Source organism: Kitasatospora sp. NPDC093806, assembly GCF_040683335.1.
Lineage (GTDB): Bacteria > Actinomycetota > Actinomycetes > Streptomycetales > Streptomycetaceae > Kitasatospora.
In genome coordinates, this window is sequence record NZ_JBFBDO010000024.1 from 38731 (window position 1) to 59582 (window position 20852).

Consider the following 20852-nt stretch of genomic DNA (forward strand, 5'->3'; position numbering starts at 1 on the left):
TCCTACTCGTCGAGGCCGATCGCGAAGGCGGCCTCCAGGTCGTGCTGGGAGTAGGTGCGGAAGGCGATCTGGGTCTCGGTGTGGGCCACGCCCGGGACCTTGTTGAGCCGGCCGGGGATCACCTCGGCGAGGTCGTCGTGTCGGCGCACCCGCACCATCGCGACCAGGTCGTACCCGCCGGTCACCGAGTAGACCTCGCTGACGCCCTCGATGGCGGCGATCGCCTCGGCGATCTCCGGGATGCGGTCGACGCTGGTCTTGATCAGGACGATGGCGGTGATCACGGTGGGAGCTCCTTTGTGAGGTGCCGCCAGGGTATCGGGCGTCAGCCGGGCCGTCGCGGGGGGCGGGCGGCCCTCGGCCGGCGCTCGGCCAGTGTGCAGGCGTAGAGGAAACCGGCCGCGAAACCGATCACGTGCACCAGGTACGCCACCCCGGGACCGGCCGAGTGGACCGACCACCACTGGAGGGCGAACCAGAGCCCGAGCACCAGCCAGGCCGGGAACCGCAGCGGCAGGAAGAGCAGCAGCGGGACGAGGGTGGTCACCCGGGCGCGCGGGTGGAGGCGCAGATAGGCGCCGAGGATGCCGGAGATCGCCCCCGAGGCGCCGATCAGCACCCGGGTCGCGTCCGGCGAGTGGGCCTCGGCCAGCGCGAAGCCGTAGGTCGCCAGCGCGCCGGCCGCCAGATAGAAGAGGAGGAAGCGGGCGCGGCCGAGCCGGCGTTCCACGGTGGGGCCGAAGACGTGCAGGAAGAGCAGGTTGCCGAGCAGGTGCAGCCAGCCGCCGTGCAGGAAGAGCCCGGAGAGCGCGGAGAGCGTGGGGTGCTTGCCGGGGGTGGGCGCGGCCGGGCAGCCGGGCACCGGGTCGGGGGCCTCGGTCAGTTGGTCGGCGGTCAGCGGGCGGCCGGTCAGCAGCTCGGCGGGCACCGCGCCCCAGCGCTGCTCGTAGCGCTGCTCGGCGCAGACCCGGGGCTGGCCGCGCCCGTACAGCGGGTTGAGCCCGGCGGCCGGTCCGAGCAGGAAGACCGCGGTGTTGAGCGCGATCAGGGCGTAGCAGACCGCCGGGGCGGCGGGGTCCGTCCGACCGCCGCGCGCACCGGCGCGGTCGAGGACCGGGATCGCCATGGGGCCAGCATCGCCCGCCGCAGGGCCGGGCACCGGTGCGGTTACGGCAGGTGGACTACCGCCGGACCACCGCTCGGAGATGGCAAACCGGTGGCCCCGACAGTTGCCCCAGGCAATAGGCTTGGGGCGGGCAATCCCGCCTCCCGCCGCCGACGCCGGGGCTCCGGGGGGAGCGCCTGAGCCCACCAGGGACCACCCGAGAGGACCCCCGATGACCGTCCCCGCCCTGACCGCCGAGACGCGCTGGCGCTGCACGCTCTGCGGCAACCTGACCCGCTTCGACGTGACCCGCACCGCGCGGGTCACCGAGTTCCTCCACTTCGACCTGGCCGGCGAATCCAAGGTCGAGGAGACCCAGGTGCTCAGCGAGACCGTCGAGTCGGTGCGCTGCCGCTGGTGCAACGCCGTGGACCAGGTCGAGCTGGTGGCCCGCCCCGGCGCGGCGGACGCCGAGGCCGAGGCCGCCGAGCAGGGCTGAGCCCGGAGCCGGGAACCGTGTGGTGGGTGGTGTGCGGCGTGGCCGCCCACCGCACGGGACAATACGGAGAGAACGCGCGGAGTGTGACGGGGGTGGCGGCCGACGGCCGCGCCCCACTGGACCAGGATCGGAGCCGAGGACGTGGTGGACGCAGCGAAGGAGCCCGCCGGGCCGCAGGGGCGGCAGCCCGCTGTGGACGTGCGGGCGCCGGACGCGGCCGGGGCCGCCCCCTTCGGCACCGAGACCCCGGCCGGGGCGCCGGTCGGCGAGGAGTCCGGTGGCGGTGACGAGCCGGCGGCAGTCCGCGGGGCGGGGGAGCCGGCCGGGTCGGAACCCGTCGAGGAGTCGGCGGGCGAAGGTACGGCGGGCGGGCCGGGGAAGGCCGCCGAGAAGCTGGACCGGCCGCTGCCCGAGGGCGTGCGCCGGCGCGTGGTCGGCCTGGCCGCCGACGCGCTCGGCGGCCTGCCGCTCGCCGAACTGCCCCAGTCGCTGCGCCAGTACGCCAAGTTCACCCCGGCCCGGCGGGCCAAGTACGCGGCCACCGCGCTGGCGGCCGCGCTGGAGGCCGAGCCGGCCTTCCGGGCCCGGATAGCGGAGCGGCTGCGCCTCGGCCAGCCGGACCTGGTCCGGGCCCTGGAGTCGGGCACGGTGCCGGGCGCCGCCGATCCGATGGACGTGGCCGCGGCCGCCTACCTGGTGCGCTCGGCCGGGTGGAGCCGGCTGGTGGCCGAGGTCGGCGAGGAGGCCGAGCGGGCCGGCGCCGAGGGCGCGGCGGCCGAGGCGGCCCGGCTGGTGGAGAAGCTCCAAGCCGAGCTGGCCGAGCTGCGGACGACGGCCCGGTCCGACCTGGACCGGCAGCGGGCCGAGTCGGAGGACGTCCGCAAGGAGGCCGAGTCGCTGCGCCGGAAGCTGCGTTCGCTGGAGAGCGACACCCGCCGGGCGCAGGCGGAGACCCGGAAGGTGACCGCCGAGCTGGAGGCGGTCAAGGCGCAGGCGGCGGCCGAGCGGAGCGCCGCGGAGAACGAGGCGCGGCGGCTGAAGCACCGGGTGACGGAGCTGGAGACCGCCGCCGAGCAGGGCCGCCGGTCGGCCCGCGAGGGACGCAGCGTCGAGGACATGCGGCTGCGGCTGCTGCTGGACACGGTGCTCCAGTCGGCGCAGGGCCTGCAGCGCGAGCTGGCGCTGCCGGTCTCGCAGATCCGCCCGGCGGACCTGGTGGAGGCGGTGGTGCCGGGCGCGGCCTCGCCGCACGACGTGGCGCGGCGCGGTCTGGCGGAGGACGATCCGGCGCTGCTGGACCAGCTGCTGGCGATCCCGCAGGTCCATCTGGTGGTGGACGGCTACAACGTGACCAAGACCGGCTATCCGACGCTGCCGCTGGAGCAGCAGCGGATCCGGCTGCTGGGCGGTCTGGCGATGCTGGCGCAGCGCACCCAGGCGGAGGTCACCTGTGTGTTCGACGGCCAGGACCTGGACGTGCCGGTGATCATGGCGCCGCCGCGCGGGGTGCGGGTGCGGTTCAGCCGGACCGGGGAGACGGCGGACGAGCTGATCCGCCGGCTGGTCAGGGCCGAGCCGCAGGGGCGCCCGGTGGTGGTGGTCTCGGCGGACCGGGAGGTCGCGGAGGGCGTGCGGAAGGCGGGCGCGCGCCCCGTCGCCTCGGTGCTGCTGCTCAACCGGCTGGCCCGGCCGTAGTCCGGCCGGGGGACCGGGCCGATCGGAATGACGCCTGCTCAGCGCCTGGATGGCCGGGTTGTGCGGATCTCGTGAAGTCAGGGCGTGGGGGCCGCGTTCACGCGATCGTGGGAGTGGCGCAAAGCGTGGATCTTCACTAGGGTCTTGCGTCAAACCTATTTTCCGGATTCTCACCCGATTGGGTGAGGCCATAGGAAGAAGGAGCCGGTCTTTTGGCCTCCCACCGCCGTCCCAAGCAGCCGAGCCGCGCGCGGGTCTCCGTGCTCACGGCTGCCGCGGCGACCGCGGTCGCCCTCTCCGCCCAGGTCGCCGCGCACGCCGCGCCCACGCCGTCGCCCAAGAAGGAAGACGTCAAGGCGCAGATCGACCAGCTGCAGGAGGAGGCCGAGCAGGCCACCGAGAAGTACAACGGCGCCAAGGAGCGGGCCGACCAGCTGCGCAAGCAGGCCGACCAGGTCCAGGACCAGGTCGCCCGCGGCCAGGAGCAGATGACCCAGCTTCAGTCCGGGCTGGCCGAGGTGGCGGGCGAGCAGTACCGCACCGGCGGCATCGACCCGTCGGTCCAGCTGATGCTCTCCTCCGACCCGTCCGGCTACCTGGACAAGGCCTCCAGCGTCCAGCAGGCCAGCTCCAGCCAGGCCGAGGCGCTCAAGGGCCTGCAGGACCAGCAGCGTCGGCTCGACCAGCAGAAGGCCGAGGCGGCCGCCATCCTGGCCTCGCTGGACACCACGACCAAGGACCTGAACCAGTCCAAGGCCGAGGTCAACAAGAAGCTGAAGGAGGCCCAGGACCTGCTGAACTCGCTCAGCGCCGCCGACCGCGCGGCACTGAAGGCGCAGCAGCAGCAGGCCGACCGGGCCTCGCGCGGCACCGACCGCCCCGACCTCGGCACCCTGCCGCAGGCCAGCGGCATGGCGGGCGCGGCCGTCTCCAACGCGATGGGCAAGCAGGGCTCGCCGTACGTGTGGGGCGCCACCGGCCCGAGCACCTTCGACTGCTCCGGCCTGATGGTCTGGGCCTACGGGAAGGCCGGCATCTCGCTGCCGCGCACCTCGCAGGCGCAGGGCAACGTCGGGGCCAAGGTGTCCTCGCTCGCCGAGGCCCAGCCGGGCGACCTGATCATCTACCGCCCCGACCGCAGCCACGTCGGGATGTACATCGGCAACGGCATGGTGGTGCACGCGCCGCACACCGGTGACGTGGTGAAGGTGATGAAGGCCGACGCCATGCCGATCAACACCATCCGCCGGGTCTGACCGCCCGTCACGACACGCCCGCCGGACGTCCGGCGGGCCTGTGATCCGCGCCACCTCCGTCTCGGGGGTGGCGTCGGCGTTTCGGCAGCGGGTTCGACCGCATCGTGAGAAACGATCAGCTCCGCGTGGGAACGTGATCACACCCGGTCATATTCACAAGGGAACTTGGGTATTCTTCCGACTTTTTTCTGACAAGGATTTGAACGGATCACGGAACTGTTACTAGGGTCGTGACTCGAACCACCGCACAGTCGATCACCCAGCCCGGGTGGCGGCGGAGGTTTACCGTCGAGTTCGCGAAGCAGCGGGACGGGCCGGACGGCTCGTTCGCGTGAGGGCCCAGCACCACCGGGCGCTGTGGAACGGAGCCGGGGAACCACGTTCCTCCGGGGTGAATCGGCGCCAGGTCGGCCGCGCGAGCGGACGGTGAGGCGTCGTAGGGCACGCTTCCAGCCCGAACCCGTCAGCTCACCCGGTAGGCGGATGAGGAAGAAGGAGTCCGCCTTCGTGGCGTCCCATCGTCGTCCCAAGCCCGCCGGCCGCACCCGCGTCTCGATCATGACCGGTCTGGCCGCCGCAGCCGTCGCCCTCTCCGCGCAGTCCGGCGCGCACGCCGACCCGGCGCCGACCAAGGACCAGGTCAAGGAGCAGGTCGACCAGCTCAACGAGCAGGCCGAGGTCGCCACCGAGAAGTACAACGGCGCCCAGGCCAAGCAGCAGGAGCTGCAGAAGCAGGTCGCCGAGCTGCAGGACAAGGTGGCCCGTCAGCAGGCCACGGTCACCGAGGCCCAGGGCGGCCTCGCCGAGATCGCCGGCGAGCAGTACCGCACCGGCGGCATATCGCAGACCGTCCAGCTGATGCTCTCCTCCAGCCCGGACAACTTCCTCAGCCAGGCCGACGCCATCAACCAGGCCGGTTCGACCCAGTCCGGCGCGCTGAAGGAGCTCCAGGAGCAGCAGCGCAGGCTCGACCAGGACCGCACCGAGACCCAGAACAAGCTCGCCGAGCTGGAGTCCACCACCCAGCAGCTGAAGTCCTCCAAGGAGGACGTCCAGGGCAAGCTGGCGAAGGCCCAGGCGCTGCTCAACACGCTCACCGAGCAGGAGCGGCAGGCGATCCGCGCCGCCGAGGAGAAGGCCGCCGCCGAGGCCAAGGCGAAGGCGGACGCCGCCAAGGCCGAGGCCGCCAAGGCCGCCAAGGCGAAGGCCGACGCCGAGCGCGCCTCCCGCGACAACGCCCCCCGCACCGACCTGAGCGCCCCGGCTCCGGCGGCCTCGGCTCCGGCCCCGGCCGCCGCCGCCCCCAAGCCGGCCGCGCCCGCCGCCAACAGCTCGCGCGGCGCCGCCGCGATCGCCGCCGCGGAGAGCAAGCTCGGTGCCCCGTACGTCTACGGCGCCACCGGCCCGAACTCCTTCGACTGCTCCGGCCTGACCGGCTGGGCCTACGCCCAGGCGGGCGTGTCGCTGCCGCGCACCTCGCAGGAGCAGGCCAACGCCGGTACCCGGATCGGCTCGGACATCTCCCAGGCCCAGCCCGGCGACCTGGTCATCTTCTACGGCGACCGGCACCACGTGGGCATCTACGTCGGTGGCGGCCAGGTGATCCACGCCCCCAAGCCGGGTGCGTCGGTCCGCTACGAGTCGGCCTCCAACATGCCGGTCAACACCATCGTGCGCCTCTGATCCACGATCGGTCGGCCTCCGTCAGGCCCGGTCCCCCTCCACGGGGAGACCGGGCCTGCGGCTTTTCCCGGAGCTCGGTCTGATGTCCGATTAGTGGCCGAATATTCGGCTTCGGAGGGGTTTGGAATCGGTTGCCCGGACTCGCTAACGTCTGCCACCGGACGCCCGCTTCCAGAGCCGCCTGACCCGAGGCGGCGGCGGGTCCGGGCCGCAGGATCGGAGCCGACGTCGCATGGCCGTGCACCGCCGTTCCCCGCTGTCAGGTGCGCACACGCTCGCCCGGGCGCTCGTGCTCACCGCGGCGGCCACCACCGCGCTCGGCGTGGCGTCCGGCGGCACCGCCCAGGCCGCGCCCGGCGCACCGGACGCGCCGACCAGCCGCAAGGACGTCAAGGCGCAGGTGGAGCAGCTCTACGACGAGGCCGAGCAGGCCTCCGAGCGGTTCAACGCCGCCCAGGAGGCGCAGCAGCGGCTCCAGCACGAGACCGGCACGCTCCAGCAGCAGATCGCCGTCTCCCAGGACGAGCTCAACCAGCTGCGCGGCGACCTCGCCACGGTGGCCGGCGCCGAGTACCGGGGCGGCGGCATGGCGCAGACGGTCCAGCTGATGCTCTCCACCGACCCGGAGGGCTACCTGTCCCGGGCCCGCAGCATCGACCAGGCCGCCGAGCGGCAGAACGAGACGCTGCACGAGGTGCTCGCCCGTCAGCGGGTGCTCGACCAGCGCCGCTCGGAGACCTCCGGCAAGCTCGCCGAGCTGGAGGAGACCCGCAAGGCGCTGGCCGACGGCAAGCAGCAGATCCAGCAGCGGCTGGCGAAGGCGCAGAAGCTGCTCAACAGCCTCGGCGCGGCCGAGCGGGCCCGGCTGGCCGCCCAGGACGCCCGGGAGGCCGAGCAGCGCGCCACCCGCGGCACCGACCGGCTGGACCTCGGCACCACCCCGCCCGCCTCCGAGCGCGGCGCCGCCGCGCTGGCCGCCGCGGTGCGGATGATCGGCTCGCCCTACGTCTACGGATCCACCGGGCCCAAGGCCTTCGACTGTTCCGGTCTGATGTACTACAGCTGGCGGCAGGCCGGAGTGACCCTGCCGCGCACCTCGCAGGCCCAGGCGTACGCCGGCCAGCGGGTGGGCCTCTCCGAAGCACGGCCGGGAGACCTGGTGATCTTCTACCGCGACATGCACCACGTCGGGATGTACGCCGGCGGCGGGGTGATCGTGCACGCCCCCTACCCGGGCGCCAGGGTCCGCTACGAGAGCGTCACCGCGATGCCGGTCGCGGGGGTGATCCGGCTCTGAGCCGCCCCGATCCGTCGTCGGCCGCCGGTCCCGCCGGCGGCCGTCCGCCGTCCCGGCGCACCGCCCTGCTGCTCGCGGCCGGCGGCCTCGCCCAGCTGTCGCTGCCCGGGGCCGGTCCGGCCGGTCCCGCCGCCGCGGCCACCGACGAGCACGCCGAGGTCCTGGCGCTGCTGGCCGAGCGGGCCCGCGCACTGACCGCCGGGCCGCCCGCGCTGCCGGTCCGGGCCGGCTACCGGAACCTGCTGCTCGGCCCGGTGGACGCGGCCGGCCGGTGCACCGCCACCGCCGAACTGACCGTCACCGTGACCGGCTACGACGAGCAGCCGGTGGTGCACCCGCGCCGGCTGGCGCTGGCCCGTTCGGCCGCCGGCTGGCGGGTCGAGCGGGAGGAGGGGGCGGACGGCTCCCCGCCTCTGTGGGACCTCGGCCCGGTCCGGGCCGCCGCCGGCGCCCGCTGCCTGGTGCTCGCGGTGGACGGCGCGCCCGAGGCGGCCGAGCTGGCCGCCGTCGGCGACCGGGCGGTGCCCGCCGTGGAGGCCCTCTGGGGCACCGGCTGGGCCGGCCGGCTGCTGCTCGAACTGCCCGCCACCGGGGAGCAGTTCACCCGGCTGCTGGCGGACGGTTCGCCGGGCTGGTCCGGGATGGCGGCGGTCACCGTCGCGGCGCCCGGCGCGCCCCGGCAGGCCCCGGCGGACCGGGTGCTGGTCAATCCGGAGGCGTACGGGCGGCTGAGCGCCTTCGGCCGGCAGGTGGTCGTCACCCATGAGGCGGTGCACGTGGCGACCCGCGCCGACACCCGGTCCTGGACGCCGCTCTGGCTCTCCGAGGGGGCCGCCGACTGGACCGGCTACCGGGACTCCGGCCGGTCGGCCCGGCAGATCGCCCCCGAGCTGGCCCGGGACGTCGCCGCGGGCCGGCTGCCCGCCGCGCTGCCCGCGGACCGGGACTTCACGGCCGGCGCGGACGGCCTGGCGCAGGCCTACGAGCTGTCCTGGCTGGCCTGCGACCTGATCGCCCGCCGGTTCGGGACGCAGCGGCTGGTGGCGTTCTACCGCGCGGTCGGCGAGAGCGGCCCGGGGGCCGACCGGGAGGCCTGGCTGGACGGGCTGTTCCACGACCGGCTGGGGCTCGGCCTGGCCGAGTTCACCCGGCTCTGGCTCACCGAGGTCCGGGCGCTGGCCTGAGCCGCCGGAAGCGGCTCCGGCGGCGGCCTCAGCGCCGCTCGCCCGGCGCGGCGGCGGGGCGGTCGATGCCGTCCAGCAGATCCTGCTCGTAGGCGATGCCGGGCCGCACCGAGTACGCGGCGGCCGGCACCGGCTCCGCGCGGGGCAGCACCACGGTGGCCGGGAGCGGCTCGACCTTGCGGGTGGAGCGCCAGAGCCGGACGCAGGACAGCACCGTCGCGGCCAGCAGCAGCAGGTTGCGCGCGGTGAGGACGGCGATCGCGGTCGGCTTGCTGGCGACCACGTCGCCGAAGATCAGCGGGAACTCCACCAGGGTCAGCGGGGTCGCGGCCAGGATCAGCACCGCCACCGGCCGCTGGCTGGTGCCGCGCACGGTCAGGCAGACCGCCGCCACGCCGACCAGCCAGACCAGGTACTGCGGGCTGATCACCCGGCTGGTCACGGTGAAGATCAGCAGCGCGGCCAGCGCCGCGTCGTACATGGTGGCCGCGTTGCGCCGGCGGGCGGTGTACCGCCAGACCAGCAGCCAGGCGAAGCCGATCACCGAGCCGGCCAGCATCACCTTCGAAACCACCGGCACCCACGGCCCGAGCATCTCGACCGAGCCGTAGTTCATCATCACCTTGCCGTCCCAGGCCCCGGCGATCCGGGCGAAGTGGATCGGCAGCGCGCCGACCGACTCCACCTCGATGCCGCGGTCCTTCTGGAACGTGAGGAACTCGAACGCGCCGTTCATCCCGGCGGCCAGCAGGAAGCCGATCGAGGCGGTCGCCGCGGCGGCAGCCGTCCAGGAGCGGTGGGTGCGGCGGCCGGACGGGGTGCCGATCAGGCCGAGCAGCGGCCAGATCTTGACGATCCCGCCGAGGCCGAGCAGCAGCCCGCCGATCGCCGGGCGGCGGATCAGCGCCAGCAGGCCGGCCACCGCGATGGCGGTGACGATCACGTCGTAGCGGTTGTAGATCATCGGGCCGAGCAGCGGGACGCCGGCCACCCAGACCCAGGCGCCGGTCAGCGCCCGGCCCTTGCGCAGGCCGGTGCGGACCAGCAGGGCCATCGCGGCCGCGTCGGCGATGCCGCAGATCACCCAGAACGAGACCAGGTACGACCAGGGCAGCAGCCCCGGCAGCAGGATCACCAGGGCGGCGCCGGGCGGGTACTGCCAGGTGACGTCGTCCAGCGGGAAGGTGCCGGTCTGCAGCACGCCGTACCAGGCGTGGTAGATGATCCAGACGTCGGCGGTGATGTCCCCGCCGGGCATCCGCAGCACGCCGGTCGCCAGCAGCACCAGCAGCGCCCGGGTGGCCACCCAGCTCGCGCCGAGCGCGAGGAGCGCCCCGGAGCGGCCCGAGGGGCGCTCGGTGCGCTGCGCGGGCTCGCGGCGGACGGCGAGCGCCGTGCCGGGGCCGTCGGCGCCGCTGGACGTACCGGACTCGGTGGCCGGGGCCAACTCCACTGCGCTCCCTCGTTCGTCTCGGACGTCCCACCGGAGGCGCCGCGCGACGGACGCCCGGGCCTCGGTGCCGGGCCCTGGCCCCCGCGGGCCGGGCCGGTCGCACCGGCTGCCCAGGTACTAGGACAGACCCTGGGGTGGAACGGTTGCCGTACGAGGTTCCGTTCCCGGCGGGCCATGGTGTTGACCTATCGTACGGATCACCCAGCGGTACACCGCGCACCCCCCGACCGAGCGAGCCGTGGCCTGATGCACAAGACCTTGATCGTCACCAACGACTTCCCGCCGAGGCCCGGTGGCATCCAGGCCTTCGTGCACAACATGGCCGTCCGTCAGCCCGCAGGGAGCGTCGTGGTGTACGCCTCCACGTGGCGGGACGGCAGCGAGGTGGCGCGCTTCGACGCCGAGCAGCCGTTCCCGGTGATCCGCGACCGGACGAAGGTGATGGTTCCCACACCCCGGGTCACCCGGCGGGCCGCCGAGATCCTGAAGGCGGAGGGCTGCGACTCGGTCTGGTTCGGCGCCGCCGCCCCGCTCGGCCTGATGGCCCCCACCCTGCGTCGGGCCGGCGCCGGCCGGCTGCTCGGCATGACCCACGGGCACGAGGCCGCCTGGGCCCAGCTGCCGGTGGCCCGGCAGCTGCTGCGCCGGATCGGCGACGGCACCGACGTCCTCACCTACCTCGGCGAGTACACCCGTTCGCGGATCGCCGACGCGGTCGGGCCGGCCGCCGCCGCGCGGATGGTGCAGCTGCCGCCCGGCGTGGACGAGCGGAGCTTCCACCCGGACTCCGGCGGCGCCGCGGTGCGCGAGCGGCTCGGGCTGGCCGACCGGCCGGTGGTGGTCTGCGTCTCCCGGCTGGTGCCGCGCAAGGGCCAGGACACCCTGATCGAGGCGATGCCGCAGATCCTCGCCGAGGTGCCGGACGCCGTGCTGCTGATCGTCGGCGGCGGCCCGTACCGGGCGGAGCTGGAGAAGCTGGTGGACGCCCGGGGCGTGCGCCCGGCGGTCCGGTTCACCGGCTCGGTGCCGTGGGAGGAGCTGCCGGCCCACTACGGCGCCGGGGACGTCTTCGCCATGCCCTGCCGCACCCGGCGCGGCGGGCTGGACGTCGAGGGGCTCGGCATCGTCTACCTGGAGGCCTCGGCGACCGGCCTGCCGGTGGTGGCCGGGGACTCCGGCGGCGCGCCGGACGCGGTGCTGGAGGGGGAGACCGGCTACGTGGTGCCCGGCGGCACGCCCGCGGCGGCGGCCGAGCGGATCGTCCGGCTGCTCCGGGACGAGGAGCTGCGCCGGCGGATGGGCGAGGCCGGGCGGCGCTGGGTGGACCGCTCCTGGCGCTGGGACCTGCTGGCCGGGCGGCTGACCTCGCTGCTGGCCGGCTGATCGGGAAAGGCGGCAACGGCAAAGGCCGGTGCGGCCCGCCCCACCGTTCAGGGGGCGGGCCGCACCGGCGGCTCCAGGGGGCGGCTGCCGGGCGTCAGCGCTGGTAGATCGCCTCGACGTCGGCCGCGAAGTCCTTCAGCACGACGTTGCGCTTGAGCTTGAGCGAGGGCGTCAGGTGGCCGCTCTCCTCGGAGAAGACGGTGTCCAGCAGGCGGAACTTCTTCACCGCCTCGGCGTGCGAGACGGCCGCGTTGCCGTCGTCCACCGCGGACTGCAGGGCGGCCAGCAGGTCCGGGTCCTCGCGCAGGTCGGCGACCGTGGCGTCGGCCGGCTTGCCGTTCAGCTTCTTCCAGTTGACGAAGAAGTCCTCGTCCACGGTGATCAGGCAGCCGATGAACGGCTTGCGGTCGCCGACCACCATGACCTCGCCGACCAGGGCGTGCGCCCGGATCCGGTCCTCGATCACCGCCGGGGCGACGTTCTTGCCGCCCGCCGTGACGATGATCTCCTTCTTGCGGCCGGTGATGGTGAGGTAGCCCTCGCTGTCCAGCGTGCCGAGGTCGCCGGTGGCGATCCAGCCGTCCTTCAGCGTGTCGGCGGTGGCCTTCGGGTTGTTCCAGTAGCCGGTGAACACGTGCGGGCCCTTGAAGAAGACCTCGCCGTCCTCGGCGACCCGGACGGCGGAGCCGGGGACCGGCTGGCCGACCGTACCGATCTTCGGCTTGTCCCACGGGTTGAAGGTGGTGGCCGCGCAGGTCTCGGTCAGGCCGTAGCCCTCCAGCACGGTGAAGCCGATGCCCCGGTAGAAGTGGCCGAGCCGCTCGCCGAGCGGGGCGCCGCCGGAGATCGCGTGGGTGGCCCGGCCGCCGAGCGCCGCCCGCAGCTTGCTGTAGACCAGCTTGTCGAAGACCGCGTGCTTCAGCTTGAGCAGCAGCCCCGCGCCGCCCGCGTCCAGCGCCCGGCTGTAGGCGATCGCGGTGTCGGTGGCCTTGTCGAAGATCTTGCCCTTGCCGTCGGCCTGCGCCTTGGCCCGGGCGGTGTTGTACACCTTCTCGAAGACCCGCGGCACGCCCAGGATGAGGGTCGGCCGGAACGAGGCCAGCTCGGCGGTGACGTCCCGGATGTCGGAGACGTGGCCCAGCTTGATCGGGGCCATCGCCGGGGCGATCTCGGCGATCCGGGCGAGCACGTGGGCCAGCGGCAGGAAGAGCAGGACGGAGCTCTCGCCGGTGCGGAACAGCGGCGCCAGCCGCTCCACCACGTTGCCGCACTCGGCCAGGAAGTTGCCGTGGGTCAGCTGACAGCCCTTCGGGCGGCCGGTGGTGCCCGAGGTGTAGACGATGGTGGCGATCGAGTCGGCGGTCGCCACCGAACGGCGCTCGGTGACCGTGGTGTCGGCCACCTTCCGGCCGGACTCGGCCAGCGCGGCCAGCGCCGGGCCCTCGATCTGCCAGACGTGCGCCAGCCCCGGCAGCCGGTCGCGGACCTCCTCGACCACCGCGGTGTGGGTCGCGGTCTCGGTGAACACCGCGACCGCCCCGGAGTCACCGAGGATCCACTCGACCTGCTCGGCGGACGAGGTCTCGTACACCGGCACGGTGATCGCGCCGGCGGTCCAGATCGCGAAGTCCAGCAGCGTCCACTCGTACCGGGTGCGGGACATGACGCCCACCCGGTCGCCCGGCTCGACCCCGGCCGCGATCAGGCCCTTGGCGGCGGCCTGCACCTCCACCAGGAACTGGGCGGCGGTCAACTCCTGCCACCGGCCGTCCACCTTGCGGCTGAGCACGGCGACCTCGGGGTGCAGCTCGGCGTTGCGGTGCACGACATCGGCGAGGTTGCCGCCACTCGGTACCTGGTAGAGGGCCGGAAGGCTGAAGTCGAGCAAGACTGCTCCTCGTTCGCGACGCTGCGGGACGGCAGGACGTTACTGCCCGGTAGGCAGCTTCGACCAGGGGGGTCGGCTCCGGTGTTCGAAGTGTCACACCTTGACCCGTCCGACCAGGTCGGGGCCGGGTCGTTCGAATGGCACCCTACGGCAGCCCCGGGGTGACCGGCCGGTAGCCACCGGACGGGCGCCGCTCCGGCGGGCTCCGACCGCGTCCCGACCGCGTCCCGGCGGCGTCCCGTCGGCGTTCCGGCGCCGGCCGTACGGCGTCCGGGGCACACCGCGGGACGGAGCCGATCGCAGGTCGCGATAGCCTGCTCCGGGCGCACCCGGCCGAGCAGGAACTCGGCCGGACCGGCAGCACAGGGACGACGCGGAGGGCCATGCCATGGCGGAGCACACCAGGTCGAGCATCACCATCGACGCGACCCCGGCGGCGGTCATGGCCGTGATCGCCGACTTCGCCGCCTACCCGGCCTGGACCGGCGAGGTCCAGGAGGTCGAGGTCCTGGAGACCGGCGAGAACGGCCGCGCCGCCGAGGTCCGGCTGCTGCTCGACGCCGGCGCCATCCGCGACGAGCACGTCCTCGCCTACACCTGGGACGGCGACCGCGAGGTCGGCTGGACCCTGGTGCGCAGCCAGATGCTCCGCTCGCTGGAGGGCTCCTACACCCTGGCCCCGCTCGGCGCCGACCGCACCGAGGTCACCTACCAGCTGGCCGTCGACGTCAAGATCCCGATGCTCGGCATGATCAAGCGCAAGGCCGAGAAGGTCATCATCGACCGGGCCCTGGCCGGCCTGAAGAAGCGGGTCGAGGAGCTCGGCACCGCCAAGGCCCAGGGCTGACGGCGGAACCCGCGGCGGACGAACGGGGCGGCACGGCATGACGGCGACACGCACCATCCTGGTCAGCGGCGACCACGCGGCGCCCACGGTGGCCGCCGCCACCGCCCTGCACGCCGCCCGGCAGGGCGCGCGCACCCTGCTGCTCGCGGCCGACGACCCGCACCGCACCCTGGACGCCGCCCTCGACGTCCGGCTGGAAGCCGAACCGGCCGGGTACGCGCCCGGTCTGGCCGTCGCCCGGACCGACGAGCAGGCCGCCTTCCGGCACGCCCTCGGCGAGATCGGCGGCCGGCTCAAGCCCGCCCTCGACCTGCTCGGCGCCGACCCGCTCGACCCCGAGGAGCTCACCGCGCTCCCCGGCACCGCCCGGCTCGCCCTGCTCCGCGCGCTGCCCGCGATCGAGGCGGACGTCCTCGTGGTGCTCGCCCCGCCGCCCGCCGACCTCATCGCCACCCTCGCGCTGCCCGAACAGCTGGAGCGCTACCTGGCCCGGCTGGTCCCCGAGCAGCGCCAGGCCGCCCGGGCGCTGCGCCCGCTGCTGGCCGGCTTGGCCGGGGTGCCGATGCCCGCCGACTGGCTGTACGAGGCGCGCGGCAAGGCGGCCGGCGCACTCGCCGAGGCGCGCGCCGCGATCACCGCGCCCGGCACCAGCGTCCGCCTGGTCACCGCCGCCGACGCCCACCCCTTCGCCGAGCTGCGCCGGATCCGGGCCGGGCTGGCCCTGCACGGCCACCGCCCGGACGCCGTCGTGGTGCACGGCGCGCTGCCGGACGCCGCCCTCGACTCGCCCGACCCGTGGCTGGCCGAGCTGGCCCGCCGCCGCCGGGCGGAACTGGCCGGGCTGGCCGCCGCCGACGACGTCCCGGTGCTGGCCACCGGGCCCGCCGAGGCCACCCTGGAGGCCGTCGCCGACCGCCTCTACGGCGCGGGCCCCGGCCCGGAGCCGCGCCCGGCCGGGCCGTGGACCGTCGAGGACCGGCTGGCCGCCGAGGGACTGCTGCTCTGGCACCTGGCCCTGCCCGGCGCCGAGCGCGCCGACCTGGACCTGGTCCGGCGGGGCGACGAACTGGTGGTCGGCCTCGGCGCCCACCGCCGGGTGCTGGCCCTGCCGTCGGCGCTGCGCCGCTGCACCGTGGCCGGCGCGGGCCTCCAGGACGGCGTCCTCACCGTCCGCTTCACCCCGGACCCGGCCCTCTGGCCTGTTACTCGCCCGCTCGCCTCCGGGCCCTCCTGACCCGGCGCCGACGGTCGTCGCTCCCTCGCTCCTTCGTCGCTCCCTCGCCTCTCCCTTTCGGCACCGGCGGGCCCTTCGGCTCGGGGCGGGGGACTCGCCCGCTCGCCCGTGTGAGGCCCGGATGAGTGCCGCCGGGGCGCTCGGCCCGGTCCGGTAGCGTCGGGGCGGGTGGCCGCGGGTGCGGTCGCCGCTGCTGAGGAGGCGCCCGCGATGACCACCACCGACGACCGGACCGAGCCCACCGCCGAGCAGGACGGCGGGCCCGCGCACCCGTTCGGGCCGGAGCTGGGCCCGCTGGTGGACGAGGTGCGCCGGTTCGCCTCCGTCGTCGGCGAGAAGGCCCAGGAGGCGAGCGCCGAGACGCTGATCTCGCTGGCCGGGCTGGCCGACCGGCTGCGCGACAAGCAGCCCGAGGTGTACGGCCACCTCGCCGCCGCCGGTACCGGGCTCGCCGCCGCCGGGGCCGAGCTGCTGGCCGCCTACCGGGCCGCCGTGACCGGCCACGAGCGCCGCTGGACCGCCGGCGAGCCCGCCCGCACCGAGCGGGTCGACCTCGACGCCGACGCCACGGACGGCCCTGAGCGCCCTGAGGGGCCGTCCGTCAAGCAGTGAAGCCCTGATCTCGTTCGGGTCACGTCCTGGCTTCACCCTGTGACAGCACCGGTGAAAATGTACGACTTTTGAAGGAGCTCGGCCGGGTTGGGCCGGGAATGTCTTCGGTTAATGTAGGCGCGGGTGTGTACGGGGGCTGGGTTGGGCGGTACGGTTCCGTCCAGCGGGAACGAGTGAATAGCTGAGGGACACATGGCTCTGACCATCGGCGTCGACGTCGGCGGGACCAAGATCGCGGCAGGCGTGGTCGACGAGGCCGGCGAGATCCTGGCCCGGACCAGGGTGCCCACCCCGGCCGACCCGCAGTGGGCGGTCGACGCGATCGCGCAGGCCGTGCGCGAACTCAAGGAGCAGTACCCCGACGTGACCGCGGCCGGCATCGGCGCCCCCGGCTTCGTCGACCGCGACCGCTCGACGGTGATCTTCGCCCCCAACATCGACTGGGAGGACGAGCCGCTGCGCGGCCGGATCGAGGAGCTCACCGGCCTGCCCGCGGTCGTCGAGAACGACGCCAACTGCGCCGCCTGGGCCGAGTACCGCTACGGCGCGGCCGCCGGCCAGGCCGACATGGTCCTGATCACCGTCGGCACCGGCATCGGCGGCGGCCTCGTCCTGGACGGCCGGCTGCACCGCGGCCGGTTCGGCGTGGCCGGCGAGATCGGCCACCTCAACATGGTCCCGGACGGCCTGCCCTGCGGCTGCGGCGGCAAGGGCTGCTGGGAGCAGTACGGCTCCGGCCGGGCGCTGCGCCGCTACGGCCGGGAGAAGGCGGCCGCCGACCAGGTCGCCGGCAAGCGGATGCTGGAGCTCAACGACGGCGTCGCCGAGACCATCCGCGGCATCCACATCACCCAGGCGGCGGAGGAGGGCGACCCGCTCGCCCTGGAGTGCTACGCCGAGCTGGCCGACTGGCTGGGCCGGGGGATGGCGGACCTCGCCGCGCTCTTCGACCCGGGCGTCTTCGTGCTCGGCGGCGGCGTCTCCGACTCCGGGCTGCTGCTGCTCGACCCGGTCGCCAAGGCCTTCGAGCACTACCTGACCGGCGGGGTGCACCGCCCGCGCGCCGAGGTGGTGCTCGCCTCGATGGGTTCGGCGGCCGGCATCGCCGGCGCGGCCGACCTGGCCCGCACCGTCTGAGACCACACCCTCGGGGGATCACGGCGGCCGGCTCCGAGCAGTGGAGCCGGCCGCCGCCGCCGTTTCTCCCTCCCGGTGCCGGCCTCCTGCCGTACGGTCGTGGGCGACGACCAGGGGAGGACCGACATGACCACCGGACCGGCCGAACTGCCGCCGCCCGGGCCGCGCCGACTGCGGCTGCTCAGCTACAACGTCCGCTCGCTGCGCGACGACCGGCGCGCCCTGGTCCGGGTGATCCGGGCCTGCGCGCCGGACCTGGTCTGCGTCCAGGAGTCGCCGCGCTACTGGCGGCCGACCGGGCAGGCCGCCTGGCTGGCCCGGCGCACCGGCACCGTGATCCTCAGCGGCGGCGGCCGGATCGCGGCCGGCCCGCTGCTGCTCGGCCGCCCCGGCGTCCGGGTGCTGTCCGTCCACGACCGGCTGCTGCCGAAGACCCGCGGCCTGCACGCGCGCGGCTTCGCGACCGCGGTGGTCCGGGCGGCCGGGACGGCGCCGTTCACGGTCACCAGCTGCCACCTCAGCCTGGACGCGGACGAGCGGCTGCGGCAGTTCGAGCTGCTCGACGGGCAGCTGCGGCACGCCGAACTCGGCGTCATCGCCGGGGACTTCAACGAGCACCCGGACGGGCCGGGCTGGCGCGCGCTGGCCGGGCGGCTCCGGGACGGGCACGTGGTCGCGCCCTGGGGCGGCGAGATGACCTCCATCCCGGCCAACCCCTACCAGCGGCTCGACGCCGTCTTCGCGATGCCCGGCGTCGAGGTGCTCGCCTGCGGCGTCCCGCACGGACTGCCCGGGGTCGACGCGGCCGACCTGCTGGCCGCCACCGACCACCTGCCGGTGCTGGCCGTGCTGGAGCTCCCGGCAGGCTGAGGGCCAGGGCGCCCCCGGGCGCCCGTCAGACGACCGCGCCGCCGTGCGGGTCCTCGGGTTCGTCCTCGTCGCGGTCCTTCATCCGGACCACCAGCGTGGCGAAGCCGCCGAGGAAGGCGGCCACCCCGATCCAGGCCGGCCAGCCGGAGACCTCGCGCCAGACCACCGCGTCGAAGAGCAGCAGCGCGGGGCCGCCGAGCACGGCGAGCCAGGCGAACTTGGCGGTGGTGTCGGCCTCCGGCAGCGGCGGCGGCTCCGGCGGGACGAAGTGGCCCTCGTCCGGGTCCTCGGTGAGTTCGAAGTCGCGCGGGCCGGAGTCGGCGGCCGGCATCACCGGCCGGCCGGAGCGGGGGCGCGGCTGGGGCGCGAGGTCGGCGAGGTCGCCGGGCTCGCCGGGGCCGCGGTCGGTGCCGTCCTTGAAGCCGCCCTTGAGCTCGCCGCGCGCCCGGAGGTTCTCGATCTCCGGCCAGTTCGGGTTGTTGAGGTCGACCGGGTCGTCGAACTGGGCGACCAGCGCGGCGAAGATCTCGTCCTGCTCGGCCTGGCTGCGTTCGGGCGCGCGCCGACCCCGGGGCGGTTCGGCGGCCCCGCCGTCGCCCTTCTCCGGGACGTCGGCCTGCGCGCCGTCGGCCGTCGCGTCGCTCTTCGGGGTGTCGGTCTTCGGGGTGTCGGTCTTCGAGACGTCGGGCCTGGAGACGTCCGTCTTCGAGACGTCGGCCTTCGGGGCGTCCGCCCGCGCCGCGCCGCCCGCCGCCGCGCCACCCGCCGTGTTGCCGTCCTCGCGGGGCGCCTCGTCCTCGCCGCCCGCCCTGCTGATCTCGTGCACTTCCGGCCCTTCAGCCTTGGTGATCGTCGGATTCCACCCGGGTGACGCCCGCCGCGTGTGCGGGAGCCAGCCGTCGGATGAAGTCCTGGCTGGCCGCGAATATTTCCGCCGCGTCGTGGTCCAGCGTCGCGACGTGGTAGCTGCGCTGGCACAGCCGCTCCGTCACATCGGTCGAGGATATCCGGGCCAGCACCAGCTCGGAGTTGGCCGCGGAGACGACGTGGTCCTGCGGGCTGTGGAAGAGCAGGACCGGCTGGGTCACCTGCGGCAGCCGTTCCTGCACGTCCTTCCAGAGCCGGCTCAGCGACCAGGCGGCGTGCAGCGGCGTCCGGTCGTAGGCCAGCTCGACGCTGCCGGGCCGGGCGATGTCGCTGGCCACCCCGGGCAGGCTCGGCAGCAGGTGGCGCAGCACCGGCAGAAGCACACTCGCGGGGTTGTCCGAGCGCACCGACGGGTTGACCAGCACCAGCCCGGCGACCGCCGGCCCGTGCACCGCGGCCAGCCGCAGTGCCAGCCCGCCGCCCATCGACAGGCCGAGGACGAAGACCCGCTCGCACTCCGCGGCCAGCGCCAGCAGCTCCCGCTCGACCTCGGCGTACCAGTCCTCCCAGCGGGTCAGCTGCATGTCCTCCCAGCGGGTGCCGTGCCCGGGCAGCAGCGGCAGCGCGACGGTGTACCCGGCGGCGGCCAGCTCCTCGGCCCACGGGCGCAGCGACTGCGGCGAGCCGGTGAACCCGTGGCAGAGCAGGACGCCCACCGGCCCGCCCCGGTGGTGGTACGGTTCGGCGCCGGGCAGCAGCGGCATGGCGGGCTCCTTCGCGAGCGAGGACGCTGGAGGGGTGACGCCGGTGCGGGAGGCAGCGGAATCCGCATCGTCCCACGGGCCCGCCCGCCCCGTACACCCCCGCCCGGCGCCGGTCCCGGACACCCCGTCGGGGCGGGGCGCGGCACGGGCGGGCGCCGGGGGGCATTAGGATCGACCGGTCCGCAATACAGGAGGCCCGGGTTGTTCTACCGACTGATGAAGATGATCGTCGCGCCACTGCTTCGGATCTTCTTCCGGCCGTGGATCGAGGGTGAGGAGAACATCCCCGCCGAAGGTGCCGCGATCATCGCGAGCAACCACCTCTCCTTCTCGGACTCCTTCTTCTTCCCCGCGCTGATCAAGCGCCGGGTGACCTTCATCGCGAAGGCGGAGTACTTCACCACGCCGGGCATCAAGGGCCGGCTGACCGCGGCCTTCTTCAAGGGCGTCGGCCAGCTCCCGGTGGACCGCTCGGGCGTGCGCGGCGCCGGCGAGGCGGCGATCCGCTCGGCGATCGCCGTGCTGGACCAGGGCGAGCTGTTCGGCGTCTACCCCGAGGGCACCCGGTCGCCCGACGGCAAGCTCTACCGGGGCAAGGTCGGCGGCCTGGCCCGGGTCGCGCTGGCCACCGGCGCGCCGGTCATCCCGGTCGCGATGATCGACACCGAGAAGGTGCAGCCGCCCGGCCAGGTGATCCCGAACTTCGGCATCCGCCCCGGCATCCGGATCGGCCGTCCGCTGGACTTCTCCCGCTACCACGGCATGGAGAACGACCGCTTCATCCTCCGTTCGGTGACGGACGAGGTGATGTACGAGATCATGCGGCTCTCCGGCCAGGAGTACGTGGACATCTACGCGACCGCCGCCAAGCGGCAGATCGCCGACGACAAGAAGAAGGCCGACGCCGAGCGCAAGGCCGTGCAGAAGGCCGAGCAGGCCGCCGCCAAGGCCGAGAAGGCCGAGGCCGAGAAGCTGGAGAAGGCGGAGAAGGCCGAGGCCGAGAAGGCCGCCGAGCAGGGCGACGAGCAGCAGAAGTGACCGGGCCGGCCTGAACCGGGGCCGGCCGGGCACCGGGGGA

Annotated in this window: 19 protein-coding genes and 1 riboswitch; of the genes, 13 read left to right on the forward strand and 6 right to left on the reverse strand. The window is 74.5% G+C overall.

Annotated features, from left to right (window positions below; translation table 11 throughout):
- Window positions 1–2: 2 nt before the first annotated feature.
- Window positions 3–284 carry an Lrp/AsnC ligand binding domain-containing protein gene (locus AB0N76_RS15015; RefSeq protein ID WP_030301113.1) on the reverse strand — a complete coding sequence of 94 codons (282 nt, stop codon included), beginning with the start codon at window positions 282–284 and terminating at the stop codon, window positions 3–5.
- 41 nt (window positions 285–325) lie between these two features.
- Window positions 326–1126, reverse strand: a complete 801-nt coding sequence (locus AB0N76_RS15020) for a rhomboid family intramembrane serine protease (protein ID WP_363557033.1) — start codon at window positions 1124–1126, stop codon at window positions 326–328.
- A gap of 211 nt (window positions 1127–1337) precedes the next feature.
- Between AB0N76_RS15020 and AB0N76_RS15025 the strand changes: the two genes are divergently transcribed.
- The 6 genes from AB0N76_RS15025 to AB0N76_RS15050 all read left to right on the forward strand — a co-directional run bounded on the left by AB0N76_RS15025 (window position 1338) and on the right by AB0N76_RS15050 (window position 8719).
- Entirely contained in the window at window positions 1338–1604 is a 267-nt protein-coding gene (locus tag AB0N76_RS15025; protein WP_363557035.1) for a hypothetical protein, read from the forward strand.
- A 393-nt stretch (window positions 1605–1997) separates the two neighbouring features.
- Complete coding sequence (locus AB0N76_RS15030; protein ID WP_363557116.1) at window positions 1998–3299, forward strand: NYN domain-containing protein; 1302 nt, start codon at window positions 1998–2000, stop codon at window positions 3297–3299.
- A gap of 212 nt (window positions 3300–3511) precedes the next feature.
- Window positions 3512–4555: an NlpC/P60 family protein gene (locus tag AB0N76_RS15035; protein ID WP_363557037.1), complete on the forward strand. Its 1044-nt coding sequence runs from the start codon at window positions 3512–3514 to the stop codon at window positions 4553–4555.
- Between the two features lie 343 nt (window positions 4556–4898).
- Window positions 4899–5052, forward strand: a riboswitch (cyclic di-AMP (ydaO/yuaA leader).
- Between the two features lie 10 nt (window positions 5053–5062).
- Window positions 5063–6238 (forward strand): NlpC/P60 family protein, encoded by a 1176-nt coding sequence (locus tag AB0N76_RS15040; protein WP_363557039.1) that lies wholly within the window; start codon window positions 5063–5065, stop codon window positions 6236–6238.
- A 232-nt stretch (window positions 6239–6470) separates the two neighbouring features.
- Window positions 6471–7535, forward strand: a complete 1065-nt coding sequence (locus AB0N76_RS15045; RefSeq protein WP_363557041.1) for an NlpC/P60 family protein — start codon at window positions 6471–6473, stop codon at window positions 7533–7535.
- Window positions 7536–7789: 254 nt separating this feature from the next.
- Complete coding sequence (locus AB0N76_RS15050) at window positions 7790–8719, forward strand: hypothetical protein (RefSeq protein ID WP_363557043.1); 930 nt, start codon at window positions 7790–7792, stop codon at window positions 8717–8719.
- A 28-nt stretch (window positions 8720–8747) separates the two neighbouring features.
- Here AB0N76_RS15050 and AB0N76_RS15055 read toward each other — a convergent pair whose 3' ends face one another.
- Window positions 8748–10172, reverse strand: a complete 1425-nt coding sequence (locus tag AB0N76_RS15055) for a glycosyltransferase family 87 protein (protein WP_363557045.1) — start codon at window positions 10170–10172, stop codon at window positions 8748–8750.
- A gap of 246 nt (window positions 10173–10418) precedes the next feature.
- Between AB0N76_RS15055 and AB0N76_RS15060 the strand changes: the two genes are divergently transcribed.
- Window positions 10419–11555, forward strand: a complete 1137-nt coding sequence (locus AB0N76_RS15060; protein ID WP_363557047.1) for a glycosyltransferase family 4 protein — start codon at window positions 10419–10421, stop codon at window positions 11553–11555.
- Between the two features lie 94 nt (window positions 11556–11649).
- On the opposite strand, the gene AB0N76_RS15065 is transcribed toward AB0N76_RS15060, so the two are convergent.
- Window positions 11650–13443, reverse strand: a complete 1794-nt coding sequence (locus AB0N76_RS15065) for an AMP-dependent synthetase/ligase (RefSeq protein ID WP_363557049.1) — start codon at window positions 13441–13443, stop codon at window positions 11650–11652.
- Window positions 13444–13831: 388 nt separating this feature from the next.
- On the opposite strand from AB0N76_RS15065, the gene AB0N76_RS15070 reads away from it, so the two are divergent.
- The 5 genes from AB0N76_RS15070 to AB0N76_RS15090 all read left to right on the forward strand — a co-directional run bounded on the left by AB0N76_RS15070 (window position 13832) and on the right by AB0N76_RS15090 (window position 18143).
- The gene (locus AB0N76_RS15070; protein ID WP_363557051.1) at window positions 13832–14290 is read left to right on the forward strand and encodes an SRPBCC family protein; all 459 of its coding nucleotides are present in this window, start codon (window positions 13832–13834) and stop codon (window positions 14288–14290) included.
- 37 nt (window positions 14291–14327) lie between these two features.
- Window positions 14328–15524 (forward strand): ArsA-related P-loop ATPase, encoded by a 1197-nt coding sequence (locus AB0N76_RS15075; RefSeq protein WP_363557053.1) that lies wholly within the window; start codon window positions 14328–14330, stop codon window positions 15522–15524.
- A gap of 210 nt (window positions 15525–15734) precedes the next feature.
- Window positions 15735–16136, forward strand: coding sequence for a DUF5304 family protein (locus tag AB0N76_RS15080; protein WP_363557055.1), 402 nt, complete (start codon window positions 15735–15737; stop codon window positions 16134–16136).
- Window positions 16137–16328: 192 nt separating this feature from the next.
- Window positions 16329–17273, forward strand: coding sequence for an ROK family glucokinase (locus tag AB0N76_RS15085; RefSeq protein ID WP_363557057.1), 945 nt, complete (start codon window positions 16329–16331; stop codon window positions 17271–17273).
- Between the two features lie 126 nt (window positions 17274–17399).
- On the forward strand, window positions 17400–18143 hold the full coding sequence (locus AB0N76_RS15090; RefSeq protein ID WP_363557059.1) for an endonuclease/exonuclease/phosphatase family protein: 744 nt from the start codon (window positions 17400–17402) through the stop codon (window positions 18141–18143).
- A 25-nt stretch (window positions 18144–18168) separates the two neighbouring features.
- Here AB0N76_RS15090 and AB0N76_RS15095 read toward each other — a convergent pair whose 3' ends face one another.
- Together AB0N76_RS15095 and AB0N76_RS15100 are read right to left on the reverse strand one after the other, a co-directional pair.
- Window positions 18169–18969, reverse strand: coding sequence for a hypothetical protein (locus AB0N76_RS15095; protein WP_363557061.1), 801 nt, complete (start codon window positions 18967–18969; stop codon window positions 18169–18171).
- 10 nt (window positions 18970–18979) lie between these two features.
- A complete protein-coding gene (locus tag AB0N76_RS15100; RefSeq protein WP_363557063.1) occupies window positions 18980–19774 on the reverse strand; it encodes an alpha/beta fold hydrolase in 795 nt (264 codons plus the stop codon).
- A 216-nt stretch (window positions 19775–19990) separates the two neighbouring features.
- Between AB0N76_RS15100 and AB0N76_RS15105 the strand changes: the two genes are divergently transcribed.
- Entirely contained in the window at window positions 19991–20812 is an 822-nt protein-coding gene (locus AB0N76_RS15105; RefSeq protein ID WP_363557118.1) for a lysophospholipid acyltransferase family protein, read from the forward strand.
- Window positions 20813–20852: the final 40 nt, after the last annotated feature.

Coding starts and splice junctions, on each gene's coding strand:
- AB0N76_RS15090 (WP_363557059.1), top strand. CDS start 17,400: ATGACCACCGGACCGGCCGAACTGCCGCCGCCCGGGCCGCGCCGACTG.
- AB0N76_RS15070 (WP_363557051.1), top strand. CDS start 13,832: ATGGCGGAGCACACCAGGTCGAGCATCACCATCGACGCGACCCCGGCG.
- AB0N76_RS15045 (WP_363557041.1), top strand. CDS start 6,471: ATGGCCGTGCACCGCCGTTCCCCGCTGTCAGGTGCGCACACGCTCGCC.
- AB0N76_RS15080 (WP_363557055.1), top strand. CDS start 15,735: ATGACCACCACCGACGACCGGACCGAGCCCACCGCCGAGCAGGACGGC.
- AB0N76_RS15060 (WP_363557047.1), top strand. CDS start 10,419: ATGCACAAGACCTTGATCGTCACCAACGACTTCCCGCCGAGGCCCGGT.
- AB0N76_RS15020 (WP_363557033.1), bottom strand. CDS start 1,126: ATGGCGATCCCGGTCCTCGACCGCGCCGGTGCGCGCGGCGGTCGGACG.
- AB0N76_RS15025 (WP_363557035.1), top strand. CDS start 1,338: ATGACCGTCCCCGCCCTGACCGCCGAGACGCGCTGGCGCTGCACGCTC.
- AB0N76_RS15100 (WP_363557063.1), bottom strand. CDS start 19,774: ATGCCGCTGCTGCCCGGCGCCGAACCGTACCACCACCGGGGCGGGCCG.
- AB0N76_RS15105 (WP_363557118.1), top strand. CDS start 19,991: ATGAAGATGATCGTCGCGCCACTGCTTCGGATCTTCTTCCGGCCGTGG.
- AB0N76_RS15085 (WP_363557057.1), top strand. CDS start 16,329: ATGGCTCTGACCATCGGCGTCGACGTCGGCGGGACCAAGATCGCGGCA.
- AB0N76_RS15075 (WP_363557053.1), top strand. CDS start 14,328: ATGACGGCGACACGCACCATCCTGGTCAGCGGCGACCACGCGGCGCCC.